Source organism: Vibrio diabolicus (assembly GCF_011801455.1).
Lineage (GTDB): Bacteria > Pseudomonadota > Gammaproteobacteria > Enterobacterales > Vibrionaceae > Vibrio > Vibrio diabolicus.
On the sequence record NZ_CP042452.1, the window covers coordinates 417964 to 431267 of the forward strand.

Annotated in this window: 10 protein-coding genes and 1 pseudogene; 8 read left to right on the forward strand and 3 right to left on the reverse strand. The window is 42.9% G+C overall.

Features of this window, described 5'->3' with window-relative positions; all coding sequences use genetic code 11:
* Positions 1–98: 98 nt before the first annotated feature.
* Both fabG and FR741_RS17330 read left to right on the forward strand, forming a co-directional pair.
* Positions 99–818, forward strand: coding sequence for a 3-oxoacyl-ACP reductase FabG (gene fabG / locus FR741_RS17325; RefSeq protein ID WP_167427305.1), 720 nt, complete (start codon positions 99–101; stop codon positions 816–818).
* A gap of 319 nt (positions 819–1137) precedes the next feature.
* Complete coding sequence (locus tag FR741_RS17330) at positions 1138–1482, forward strand: hypothetical protein (RefSeq protein WP_167427306.1); 345 nt, start codon at positions 1138–1140, stop codon at positions 1480–1482.
* A gap of 109 nt (positions 1483–1591) precedes the next feature.
* Here the strand turns inward: FR741_RS17330 and FR741_RS17335 are convergent, their stop codons facing one another.
* Positions 1592–1936, reverse strand: coding sequence for a hypothetical protein (locus tag FR741_RS17335; protein WP_053809279.1), 345 nt, complete (start codon positions 1934–1936; stop codon positions 1592–1594).
* A 933-nt stretch (positions 1937–2869) separates the two neighbouring features.
* On the opposite strand from FR741_RS17335, the gene FR741_RS17345 reads away from it, so the two are divergent.
* Positions 2870–4243, forward strand: coding sequence for a carbohydrate porin (locus FR741_RS17345; RefSeq protein WP_167427859.1), 1374 nt, complete (start codon positions 2870–2872; stop codon positions 4241–4243).
* Positions 4244–4306: 63 nt separating this feature from the next.
* Here the strand turns inward: FR741_RS17345 and FR741_RS17350 are convergent, their stop codons facing one another.
* A complete protein-coding gene (locus FR741_RS17350; protein WP_167427307.1) occupies positions 4307–5293 on the reverse strand; it encodes a LacI family DNA-binding transcriptional regulator in 987 nt (328 codons plus the stop codon).
* A 235-nt stretch (positions 5294–5528) separates the two neighbouring features.
* On the opposite strand from FR741_RS17350, the gene FR741_RS17355 reads away from it, so the two are divergent.
* The 3 genes from FR741_RS17355 (at position 5529) to FR741_RS17365 (ending at position 9543) form a co-directional block, all read left to right on the forward strand.
* Positions 5529–6968, forward strand: coding sequence for a sucrose-specific PTS transporter subunit IIBC (locus tag FR741_RS17355; protein WP_017188252.1), 1440 nt, complete (start codon positions 5529–5531; stop codon positions 6966–6968).
* Positions 6969–7133: 165 nt separating this feature from the next.
* A complete protein-coding gene (locus FR741_RS17360) occupies positions 7134–8057 on the forward strand; it encodes an aminoimidazole riboside kinase (protein ID WP_167427308.1) in 924 nt (307 codons plus the stop codon).
* 31 nt (positions 8058–8088) lie between these two features.
* Positions 8089–9543: a sucrose-6-phosphate hydrolase gene (locus FR741_RS17365; protein WP_167427309.1), complete on the forward strand. Its 1455-nt coding sequence runs from the start codon at positions 8089–8091 to the stop codon at positions 9541–9543.
* Positions 9544–9622: 79 nt separating this feature from the next.
* Here FR741_RS17365 and FR741_RS23760 read toward each other — a convergent pair.
* Positions 9623–9733 (reverse strand): annotated as a pseudogene (locus FR741_RS23760) (dihydrofolate reductase family protein); the annotation flags it as partial.
* Between the two features lie 254 nt (positions 9734–9987).
* Between FR741_RS23760 and yghU the strand changes: the two are divergent.
* Positions 9988–10845 (forward strand): glutathione-dependent disulfide-bond oxidoreductase, encoded by an 858-nt coding sequence (yghU, locus tag FR741_RS17375; RefSeq protein ID WP_006741427.1) that lies wholly within the window; start codon positions 9988–9990, stop codon positions 10843–10845.
* A 1197-nt stretch (positions 10846–12042) separates the two neighbouring features.
* The gene (locus tag FR741_RS17380) at positions 12043–13212 is read left to right on the forward strand and encodes a D-alanyl-D-alanine carboxypeptidase family protein (RefSeq protein ID WP_167427860.1); all 1170 of its coding nucleotides are present in this window, start codon (positions 12043–12045) and stop codon (positions 13210–13212) included.
* The last annotated feature ends 92 nt before the right edge of the window (positions 13213–13304 follow it).

Sequence of the window (13304 nt, forward strand, 5' to 3'; positions counted from 1 at the left end):
GCGTATGAGAAGCGCAGCTGTAGCGCGACTAGGCATAAAAACAAAAAACGCTAGGGATACAAGCGAATTTGTACTCTCAACATTTAAGGAAGACCAAGATGAAACCGGAAAAAGTAGCAGTAGTCACTGGTGCAGCTCGTGGTATTGGCCAAGCGATTTGTGAGCAATTACTGGAGGATGGATTCCACGTAATCGGGCTAGACATATCGCCCGTGGAATGGAGCCAGTCGGCGCAGCTAAGCAGTTATCAAGTCAACTTGTGTGATGCCGAAGCTGTCAGTGAAGTGGTAGAAAGTGTTGTAGAGCAGCACGGAAGAATCGATGCTCTGGTTAACAACGCGGGCATCACTCGAGATGCACTGTTGCCAGACATGTTAGAGCAAGACTGGGACAGCGTGATCGACGTGAACCTAAAAGCGGTGTTCTTACTCACCCAACGTGTTGCTCCTGTCATGCTAGAGCAGGGTGTAGGTAGTATTGTCAGTATTTCGTCTATCGTGGGAACGGATGGCAATATTGGTCAAAGTAATTATGGCGCAAGTAAAGGTGGCGTGATAGCGATGAGCAAAGGCTGGGCGAAAGAGTTCGCAAGAAAAGGCGCTCAAATTCGAGTCAATTGTGTTGCTCCAGGCTTTATCTCTACCGACATGACAAAGAGCTTGCCTGAAAAAGTCATTCAAATGATGGAGGGTAGAACCCCATTAGGCCGAATGGGCTCGGCGCAAGATATTGCCAATGGCGTTGCGTTTCTAGCGTCTGATAAAAGTGCGTTTATAACCGGACAAGTGCTTAAGATTGATGGTGGGTTGGTGTTATAGCTCGCTAATCAAAATCTCAAATAACAAACGCCCTTTACTTATGTGAAGGGCGTTTTTGTTGGGTAACGTTAATTGCGCTGCTGGCGCGTTTTTGCCCCATTCCAATTTAACTCGTTTTATCGCAACTTTCTTTATAAAGTCACTGTATATACAGACAGCGCTTGTTACAAATCTCGAGGTAATTGGTTTTAACTTTCTAGAACAACTTAACCCACAAAAATAAGGAATAAAAATGCTCGAAGAAGTTTTTAAAACCGTTAAAAATGACCTATCTGAAATACGATGATGTGATTGGTATTAGCTTTGCTGAAAAGTAGAGATGGTGAAAGCTAAGAGCTCAGTTTCAGGTGAAGAGGCAGAAGCAGAGTTTTTGCGCCTTATGGAGCTATTCCGTAAGATCGGGAATCGTAATATTTATAGCAACAACTGTACTATATTTAGACCGCCTTCAGGCTTTAGATTTACCGATGAAGTAGCTAATACTTACTATCACATGTATGAGGGTGCTCTTAAGATATCCGAAGCTTTGAGCCTTCTAGAAGCGTTTTTTAACGCTAGTCTAGAGTACGCAGTTGGCGGTGGTCCAACGAGCATGATTCGATGGATTCTCGAAGTTGGCCGCGCTATTGCCATGCAAGAAATTGAGAACCAAATGATGTTCTGAATCCTACGCTAACTTACCTAGCAAATCAGTCATATCAAAGCCCTCTGACAACAGCATATATCTTTGGTTAACAAACTAGGAAAAAGTGGGTGTGTTAACACTAACTTTTTTAACAGGTTTCATTCAAAAGTACCTTGTAGTATTTCGGTAAGAACAACTCACCTTTTTGCCATTCTAATTGAACGTGTTGGCATCGGCCTTGGTAAAGATAGTTACCGTCGGCGTAGATTGACTTACCTTTATCTATCACCTGATTAAGGAGCACAGCTTCTTCTATTTTATCGTCCACTCTGATTTTTGTTTGCAAGTCTCTATCATCATCTATTGCTATCGTCAGAATCCTATTTTTGGCGCTGAACTCTACAGATCTAAGATTATTAATTTTGTCTTCATCGCCACTGGTGTAAAAGTAGAACGCTACTGCAATTAAACCCAGAATAACAAATATTTTCATTTCATCCCCATAATTAATGCGTTGTATAATCAGCTATTTTAACACGGTGTTTTAGAGAGAAAAATTGATTGAAACGGCAGTCTTGTTGGAGTATTCAATAAAGAAAGATGTTTCAAAGGTCTTAGTAGAGTAAGAGAAGTTTCTTCACGTTAGGGCGTGTGACTCTAACGATCGTAAAGAGGTTGAAGACGGGGCTGCTGAAGATTACATGAAGGCAAACCAAATGGAGCCAGTAGAAGTTGCGGTATACGATGTGATTTTTCCTGTACCTACAGACAGCACAATGCCACCAACAATGCTACTAATTAGTTCAAATTATAAGGTACTAAATAACAAGTGGCTGCATTAAATTAGCACATAACAAAGCATTTAGAGTGATTTGCAACGCGTGGCATTTTCACTATACATTGGTTTTAGTGGTTGAGGTGTTATGCGGCAGCATCAGTATTGCGTTGATCACCTCAACAGGGCGTTAAAAGCCTTTTATGTCGTTTGAACCAAGGTATCGAGATCCGCTTCGCTCTTAGTCACTTTCAAGCTTAGCCGCTGATCTTCTAGAGGCGCGTCGTCACCAAGTAGATTGGGGAAGTGAGTGATTATCATTCCCTCAAGCGAACATCAAATTCCCATTCACAACCTGATATCTTCAAACTAATTCCGCTAGAACGAATAATTTAACTGTGCGCTGGTTAATGATTTTTATGTAAGTAACATAATTGAACGTGATACAAGTAACAAAATTTCCCTCCATAGGTAACGTTCCCGAAAGTTTTCTATATTATCGCCCCATTGATACAAGTGGTAGAGACGCTCTGAGTCTGAGCGCTCTGAAATTCAGGCTTTATATGGGCATTTAAAGTCACCATAAGTTTGCAATTTTTCTTGGGAACGTTTGCAAATAACCTAAGTATAAATTTACGTGAGACTATGGAAATGAAACTACACACTTTGACGATGGCAGTAGCGCTTGGGCTGGTTACTGCACCTGCATTCGCAACAACAGATGTTGACGCTCTTGAAAAGCGAATTAATGAATTAGAACAGAGACTTGAACAGACAGAAAAAGTATCCACAGAAGCAAATGAGAAAGCCTCAAGCTTTGAGTTTCATGGCTACGCTCGTTCCGGGCTGCTCATTAATGACGATCTGAATGGTGCAGTGGGTACTGGTCCTTACATGACGGCTGCTGGTGCTATCGGCGCGCCAATTGGACGATTAGGGGTTGAGGATGATCATTATGTGGAAGCAAACCTTATTCACAAACGCTTTGCAGATGATGGTTCCAGCGCATTGTTCCGAATCATGCTGGCAGATAGTACGGAAACGAATAACGAATGGACAGCGAGTGAGAGTCAATTAAACGTTCGTCAGGTATATGCTGAGCTAAACAAGTTGAGCATGTTCTCTGAATCAAGTGCGTTTGCTGACGCAACTTTTTGGGCAGGTAAACGATTTGACCGTGATAACTTTGACATTCACTTCTTTGACTCGGATATCGTTTTCTTATCTGGTACTGGTGCTGGCGTGTATGACGTCCAAATGAGCGATTCGTGGCAAGCAAACTTCTCGATCTATGGTCGTGATTTTGGTGAGATTGATAGCTCGTCAACGGATGTTGAAAACTATATCGCGACAATGAACAACCGCTTTGGTAATTGGCAATTGATGCTGAGCGGCATGACGTCTGCTGATAACAATGATCGCGTAGAAGGTGCAGCGGACAAAGGTTTACATGCGATGTTTGCCTACCATGGCGATACCTTCTTTGGCATGAGTGAAGGCTTCTCTAAAACTGGTATTTTGATGGGTGATGGACTGGGTGCGGAACTTAAAGGTATTGGTTCAAACGGTGATTTGCTAGAAGACGCAAAAGCCGTACGTTTGTTCAGTTATGGTGTAACACGCATCGGCGACAACTGGCGTGTAGCACCTGCGTTGCTAGCAGAACACAGCCAAGATCGCTTTGCTAAAAATGATGAATTCACGTGGGCATCGTTCAACATCCGCTTAGCGCAAGAGTTTACGCAAAACTTTGAGATGGTTTATGAAGGCTCATACCAATACATGGACCTAGACAATGCGATTGATAAAGCAAGTGGCAGTTTTTACAAAGCGACAATTGCACCAACGCTTAAGATGTCTACCGCAGCAGGTTTCTTTGACCGTCCGGAGCTACGTTTTGCTGTTAGCTACGTTGATTGGAGCGAAGACTTGAATGGCTACTCGATTAGCCAGGATGCGGGCGCTGCAACGATGGGTGATGGTGGTGAAGTTCTGTTTGCACTGCAAATGGAAACTTGGTTCTAAAGGGCTCTAACCGAGAAAGAGTAATAAGAAAAGCGCCAACTGATTTCAGTTGGCGCTTTTTCATTAACAGGACTGACGCTCAATTTTTTTGAAAGTTAGCACCATCTTACTCATTTCAAAACTTCTTTTGGCAATTCTATCTAGCAACAGTTTCGCACCATTTTCACCTGCTTTATCAAATGCATAGTTAAATGTTGATAAGGTTGGGGTGCACACTGATGCGAGCTCATCATCACCAACTCCTAGCACTAAAACGTCTTTACCCGGTGTTAACCCGAGCTCTTGAATCGCTCTCATCGCACCGATAGCAATACGGTCTGTCGCACAGAACAAGCCATCTAGCTTACGGTTCTCTGTTAAGTGTTGTTTTGCCAATGAATAGCCAGAGTCGATGGTAAAGTCACCACGAGCATGAAAGGCGAGCTCAAAACCATGGTGTTGCAGCGCTTGAACAAATCCTTCAGAGCGTTGCTTATCTACCGCGATATCGTCACCTTGTACGCCAATAAAGCCCATGGTTTGGCAACCTTTTGCAACCAGTCTATTTCCCGCTTCAAACCCTACTCGTGCGTCATCATGAATGATGCTTGGAATATTAAACATGGAACCATCTTGACCGACGAGCACAACTGGGACCGCTGAGTTTTGAATTGCTTTTACCAGCTTGGAATCGAGGTGGGTGGCGTAAAGAATGATCCCTTCAACCCGTTTTTGGTTAAAGATCTGAATGTATTCCAGTTCTTTTTCGTGGGCTTGGTGAGTGCTAGCAAGTAAGACATGTTTCCCAGCTTTTTCAAGGACATCGGTTAATCCATCGACACCTTGGGATGTGGCATGAGAAGAAACCCGAGGAACAATGACACCAACCAGATTGGTCTTTTGAGATTTTAGATCTTTAGCGACTTGGTTTGGCACATAGCCACACTCAGCTACCGCTTGGCGGACCTTTTGTTTTGTCGCTTCTTTTACGCCATACTCATCGTTTATAACCCGTGACACTGTTGATTTTGATACGCCAGCCAGACGGGCGACATCATGCAGACTCGCCATTGTTCCTATCCATTCTGTTTTTCGTTTTTGGGATTGTTTGCAAAGAGAAGATGAAAAGCTCTTTGATAAGTAGCGATTCTAACCTCCTATACTGCTCTTAGGGAGAGAATTTGACGATCATTCTCACATTCTCTCTGCTTTATCTTTGATCATTTGGTTTTATTGAGCAAAAATCTGTTTTGCAAACGTTCCCGAAAATTTCGCAAGCTCAGATAATAATCCAATGGGGTATGAAATGAATTATCCGGCAGTAGCAAAAGAGTTGTTAACTCTATTAGGTGGTAAAAGCAACATCACCGCACTTGCGCATTGTGCGACACGCTTACGCCTTGCCGTTGCAGATGAGCAAAAAATAGATGAACAAGCGATTGATAGCCTTGAAGGGGTAAAAGGGCAGTTCAAAGTTGCGGGTCAGTACCAAATCATTTTTGGATCAGGCATCGTAAACCAAGTTTATGCAGAAATGGCGAAGTTGACGGGGATGAGTGAAATGTCCACCAACGACGTTGCGTCTGCTGGCGCAGAGAAACAAAACATCGTTCAGCGCGCGGTGAAAGGGCTGTCTGATATTTTCGTCCCAATCATTCCAGCAATCGTCGCTGGCGGTTTGTTGATGGGTATCTATAACCTATTGACTGCTCAAGGCTTGTTTATTGATGGCAAATCTTTGATTGATGCCAACCCAGGACTGACAGACTTGGCGAACATGATCAACACGTTTGCGAACGCTCCGTTTGTTTACCTGCCTATTCTGCTGGCATTTTCAGCCAGTAAGAAGTTTGGCGGTAACCCATATTTAGGGGCGGCGTTAGGTATGTTGATGGTCCACCCAGAATTACTTAACGGGTGGGGCTTCGGGGGTGCTGCGGTATCTGGCAACATTCCGGTTTGGAATATTCTTGGCTTTGAAATTCAAAAAGTGGGCTACCAAGGTTCAGTGTTACCGGTTTTGGTATCGGCATTCATTCTTGCGAAGGTTGAGTTGGGTCTGCGCAAGGTTATTCCTTCTGTTTTAGATAACCTTTTAACGCCGCTACTTGCGATTTTCATCACGGGTTTATTGACGTTTACTGTCGTCGGTCCATTCACGCGTGATATCGGTTTCCTATTGGGTGATGGTCTGAACTGGCTATACAACACAGCTGGCTTTGTTGGTGGTGCGGTATTTGGTCTTATCTATGCTCCGTTTGTTATTACCGGTATGCATCACAGTTTCATTGCGATTGAAACGCAACTTCTTGCGGATATTGCGACAACAGGCGGCACCTTTATCTTTCCTATTGCGGCGATGTCTAACGTTTCTCAAGGTGCTGCAGCGTTGGCGGTGGGCGTGATGAGTAAAGATAAGAAGATGAAAGGTATTGCGATTCCATCGGGTGTCACGGGTTTGCTGGGTATTACAGAACCAGCCATGTTTGGTGTTAACTTAAAACTACGTTACCCATTTATTGCGGCAGTTTGCGCTGCGGCGTTATCAAGTGCGTTCATCACAATGTTTAATGTGAAAGCTCAGGCATTAGGGGCAGCTGGTCTTCCAGGCATCATTTCCATCACGCCGGATAAGATTGGTTACTACATCGCGGGTATGGTGATCGCGTTCTTGACCGCATTTGTTCTCACCATTGTTCTTGGTATGCGTGACCGCGCTAAAGTCGGTAAAAAAGCAGCGGCTTAATCTGAACTCCTTAAGGGTGGAGTCCCCCAAAATCCACTTCTTTTCCTAAATGTTTGGGGTGCTAGCCAAGCACTCATGGTTTGGCTAGCCTTTTTCAATTTTTACTTGGTAGTGAATGTGTTCAACACGTTGGACTATCAGGGCTTTAATTTTAAGGTAAGCAAGATGAATCAAGTGTGGGTAACTGGTGATGCTGTTGTCGATCTAATACCGGAATCTGAGACTTCTTTACTCAAATGTCCCGGAGGTGCACCAGCGAATGTCGCCGTAGCAATTGCTCGTCTATCTGGTAAGAGTGCGTTTTTTGGACGTGTGGGTGATGACCCATTTGGTCGCTTTATGAAATCAACTCTGGATCAAGAGGGCGTGTGCACGGAGTTTCTCGTTAAAGATCCTGAGCAAAGAACATCAACAGTGGTGGTGGATTTAGACGATCAAGGTGAGCGCAGCTTTACGTTTATGGTAAAACCGAGCGCTGATCAGTTTATGTCTGTTGAAGATATCCCAAACTTTAAGCAAGGTGACTGGCTGCATGTTTGCTCGATTTCACTGGCAAATGAGCCAAGTAGAAGCAGCACATTTGAGGCGATCAAAAGAGCAAAAGCCGCTGGTGGTTTCATTAGCTTTGACCCTAACTTGCGTGATGAAGTGTGGCAAGAACAATCAGAAATCCAAGCTGTCGTGATGAAGGCTGTAGCGATGGCTGACGTGGTTAAGTTCTCTGAAGAAGAGCTTTTGTTCTTAACTGACTCAACTTCGATGGCACAGGGTTTACAACAAATAGCCGCTTTGAATATTGCTTTGGTCTTGGTGACACAAGGTGCGAAAGGCGTTTGGCGCGTCTTTGAAAGCCAGAGTGAGCTGATCACTGGTCAAGTCGTTAGTCCGGTTGATACTACAGGGGCTGGTGATGCTTTTGTCGGAGGGCTACTGGCATGTCTGTCTCAACATGACGATTGGAAAAATCATCCTGTTGTTAGCTCTGCGATTCAATGGGCAAATGGCTGTGGTGCATTAGCGACGACGCAAAAAGGCGCAATGACTGCGCTTCCGACCCAGACAGAATTGCTGCAATTTATTGGGCAATGATCTCCAGATCCAATTTCAGTTGAGAAAAATTATGAGCTTAAACAACCGTTGGACTGTAGAGCAAAGATATCGCCGACTTGAGCAAATCCCTCAGTGTGATATCGAAGAAATGACACTTTTACGTCAGCAAGATAAAGGCTTTCCTAGTTTTCATATCGCCCCTAGATTTGGGCTGTTAAATGACCCAAATGGGTTGTGCTATTTCAATGGTGAGCACCACATCTTTTACCAGTGGACACCTGTGGGACCAGTCCATGGAATGAAGTATTGGTATCACCTTTCTACTAAAGACTTCATCCATTTTACTGATCATGGCGTGGGTCTTCATCCCGACCAAGACTACGATTCACATGGCGTCTATTCGGGCGGCGCTTTAGTGGAAAACAACAAGGCTTTGCTGTTTTTTACTGGTAACAAGCGTGACCAAAACTGGAATCGAATCCCAACACAGTGTTTTGCCACCATGGGCTCAGATGGCAACATTGAAAAGCATGGTGTGGTCATTGAGAACGAACATTACACGGAGCACTTTCGTGACCCAAAAGTTTGGAAGAAAGGCGACGACTATTTGATGGTGGTGGGTGCTCAAACCAAAACCGAGCATGGCTCAATGGCGCTCTATCAAAGCAAAGATTTGAAAACGTGGCAGCATAAAGGTCCTATCAAGACCAAGCTTTCTGACCTTGGGTACATGTGGGAGTGTCCTGATTTCTTTGAGATTAATGGTCAGTCGGTGATGTTGTTTTCGCCACAGGGCGTGAGCAGTAGTAATCCTTATGATTTCAAAAACATCTATTCTGTCGCGTATATCGTGGGTGATCAGTTGAACCTAGAGTCGATGACTTTAGAAAACCACCAAGATATTTTACAGCCAGATTATGGGTTTGATTTCTACGCCCCACAAACCTATTTAGATGAGAGTGGGCGTCGCATTCTTATTGCATGGATAGGGTTGCCAGAAATCGACACGCCATCGGTCACACACCAGTGGGCAGGAATGTTGTCTCTTCCTAGAGAACTAACGTTGAAAGATGGTTTTCTTGTTCAAACTCCACTCCCTGAGCTGAAGAGTTTAAGAAAAGAAGAGGTGGTCTTTGCACAATCCCATACACTGAAAAGCACCAGTTGTTTGATCCAATTAGACCTTGTGGTCGATGGCTTTGAACTTGAGCTGAGTAACCTCAAAGGTGACAACATCGTCTTTAGTGCGACAGAGCACGAGTTTATGCTGGACCGTCGTCACATGTCTCATTTGTACGCAGAAGAATTTGGTAGCATTCGAAAAGCACCAAGATTGGACGCTAAGCAGGCGATTGATATATATATCGACAATTCTGTCATCGAGATTTTCATTAATGGTGGCAAACACACGATGACCAGTCGTTTCTTTATTGATGACTTAAATACGGTAACGTTGAGAGGGTTGGAGCAAGCAAGGCTTTTCCCTTTGAAAGGCATCACTGGTTTGTTTGAATCAGCTAAGTAACGGTTTCGATTACAAAGATATTAAAACGCCCTTCATTGATTCAGTGAAGGGCGTTTTTCTTTTTAACTATCTAGCCTAACTATCTTTCACGTACGTAAGTCGTTTGAACTAAGGTGTCTAACACCACTTCGCTCTTGGTGATTCTAAAGTTTAGCGGTTGTTCTAAACCACCAAACAGAGGTGCGCCGCCGAGTTGAGCTTACTCATTATTGTTAGCATCTCGAACCTAACTCACATTAACACAACGTTTTTCCTTATAGCGTGAAAGAAAATCCCATAACCAAAGGTTCTAATTAAGTGAAAGGTCAGGACTTTTATTTGAAGATTCCGGCCTAATATCTTGGGTATGCCCATTTATCGAATGCGGTGGGTTACTTCATCATGCTTGCTGGCGCACTAAGTTTGCCAGTTTGATAATGCATTCAAACACAATAAGGGATAACAATGGCTAACGAATACATTCCACCAAAAGTTTGGACAAACGATAACGAAAACGGTGGTCAGTGGGCGAGCATTAACCGCCCGGACTCAGGCGCTCGTCATGAGCAAGAATTGCCTGTTGGGGAACACCCATTCCAACTTTATTCCATGGGGACTCCAAACGGCCAGAAAGTAACGATCATGTTTGAAGAGCTTCTGGCGGCAGGCGTAAAAGAAGCAGAATATGATGCATACCTGATCAAGATTGGTGACGGCGACCAGTTTGGTTCTGGCTTTGTAGCTGTTAACCCAAACTCTAAAATTCCGGCATTGGTTGACCGTTCGGGTTCTGAGCCAGTGAACGTGTTTGAATCTGGCAACATCTTGTTTTATCTAGCAGAGAAGTTTGATCATTTCTTACCAAAAGAAGGCGCTAAGCGTGCTGAGGTAATGAACTGGTTATTCTGGCTGCAAGGTTCTGCGCCATACCTAGGCGGTGGTTTTGGTCACTTCTACGCGTACGCACCAGAGAAGTTCGAGTACCCAATCAACCGTTTTACAATGGAAGCAAAACGTCAGTTAGATGTATTAGACAAGCGCCTAGCAAACAATGAATTCCTAGGTGGCGATGAGTACAGTATCGCTGATATCGCAACATGGCCATGGTACGGCAACCTTGTACTGGGTCGTGCTTACGATGCGGCTGAATTCTTAGACGTAGAAAGCTATAAAAACGTTGTGCGTTGGGCGAAAGCGATTGATGAGCGAGAAGCTGTCCAGCGTGGTCGTATTGTGAATCGCTCATGGGGAGAAGAGTGGGAGCAGTTACCTGAACGTCACAGCGCAGAAGATATTGATAAGGTATTGAAGCTTAAACCATAAGCAAACTTGGCTCAGTCACTTCAAGTAAGTTTGTTTTCATCCGAACTCATACTCCAAAACTGATCAAATCCATAGCGCATCTTACTAGATGCGCTACTTTTATTTGAATTGTAACCCCGTTGAAGATTATTCAATCTATAGATGGTTCTTTGCTTCTATTTGTCGTTTTCATATTCAACAAGCCCTCTGCATTTCTATTAACTATTAGCTGATGATATTCTAAAAATTTATACTTTAGATAACCTTAAATTTATAACTTAATTTTATATCTAGTATAAATAAACTTAATGATAATTAATCTTTGACATAACCTTTTATTTTGTGTGGAATGTGCAGGTTAATCTATTTAAATTAAAATTTATAGATAAATAAAATTTAAATAATTTACTGAATTCTACATCTAGCTTTGAGCAATGTTTAATTACAACTGCTTATACCATGAAAGAGGATATGTATAATGTCGTCGTTTGATTCGTACTGGGTTGGGGTACGTGAAAGAATTGCTATACAAACTGAAGGTAACCGAAATTTAAAGTCTTTAGTGATAAAAAAGCAGAGAGTGAACTTAAATAACAGTGGCTTATCTTTTCGTGCTAAAGCCGGATGCCTTATCCCTCATTGTTACACTCAGTTTACTGATGACGATACAAACTCAAAGGCATCGAAAAAAGCCTCCCTTAGTTTTAAGAAAGGGAAATTATACTTTTCTCCTGTCTAGTAATAGATAATATTTAGGTTATATATAAATTAAATTTTTATTTTTATCTGAAATTCTGACAATAAATTATTATGTTGTTATGACCGAGATGAAGCATTGGTTAGTAAATTATTAGTTCGGATTATTAATTGAATTGTAGATTTTCTTAGTTGCCCCTAGTTAGATAGTGATAAAATTTTTAGCTATCTTTTCTCGTACAAGCTTAGTTTTAGATCTGGCTTGTACGGTTTTTTCTCTGAACACTAATTACATAGCATAACGGCATGATTTCTCGCCTCTTGTCTCATCTTTCTAGACGAAAGCTCTACCTACCTCTCATTATTCTCGACAAACATTGAGTAAAAGTAACTAATCGTAACAAGGTGGCTGTAACTGAGCGCCGTTTCAATATACTCGCTCTTTACCTAGGTAACCCTGCGCTTTGAATTCATTCGGGTACCGTTTGTAAGCCTTAAATGCTACTAAGATAAGATGTCATGATGAGAAAAAGTACTATATTAAACACAGTGTTAATTACAGGGTTCGCTGCTGTATCTTCGTTGGCTTATGCAGCACCAACGGTTGTGCCAAATGCACCGGAACTCAGTTCTCGTGGCTATGTTTTGATGGACTTTCACACTGGGAAAGTGCTGGTTGAACGTGATGCACATAAACGGCTAAATCCTGCGAGCTTAACGAAGTTAATGACGGCTTATGTGGCTGGTCAAGAAATTAACGCAGGTAATATTACTTTGGATGATGAGGTCGTCATTAGCCGAAATGCTTGGGCAAAAAACTTCCCAGATTCCTCAAAGATGTTTATTGAAGTCAATACTTCCGTTTCTTTATCTGACTTATACCGTGGCCTGGTTGTTCAATCAGGTAATGATGCTAGTGTGGCCATTGCTGAACATGTCGCAGGTAGTGAGTCAGGGTTTGTAAGCTTGATGAATAGTTGGGCTGCTAAGCTTGAATTAAATAACACGGCTTTCACCAACCCTCATGGTCTAGACAGTGACGGTTTATATTCAACACCTTATGACATTGCCAAGTTGGGTCAAGCTATTATTCGTGACTTACCTGATATCTACCCACTGTATAGCGAAACCTCGTTTACCTACAACGGCATTACGCAATATAACCGCAATGGTTTGCTTCGTGATCGCAGTATGAATGTCGATGGTATGAAAACTGGCTATACAAGCGGTGCTGGTTACAGTCTAGCGACGTCAGCGACTCAAGGTGACATGCGTTTAATTGCTGTTGTGATGGGAGCAAAAAGTGAGAATATCCGTGAATCCGAAAGCAAACAACTGCTAAGTTATGGCTTCCGCTTTTACGATACGGTAATGCCAACCGAGGCAGGAACGGAAGTTGCGAACGCTCGAATTTGGATGGGCGAACAAGATGAGCTTAAAGTAGGCGTTGCCAATGACGTTTATCTCACTTTACCAAAAGGGGATGTGAAAAAGCTACAAGCTGAAGTTGAATATAATGGCGATTTGGTAGCGCCAATTTCTGAGCAACAAGTGGTTGGTAAAGTGCTTTACAAAGTCGAAGGTAAAGTTGTGAATGAAGCCGAACTTGTAGCGTTGGAATCGGTGGAAGAAGGCAGCTTATTCAAGCGAATTTTAGACTGGTTTAAGCAATTGGTCGCGAGTTGGCTCTAAAAAACAGCTAACTTCTGCCATTATCACTCTATCTTGTTATTGTTCTATTAAATCAATTTACTAAGGCGGCCAACGTGGTCGCCTTACTTTTT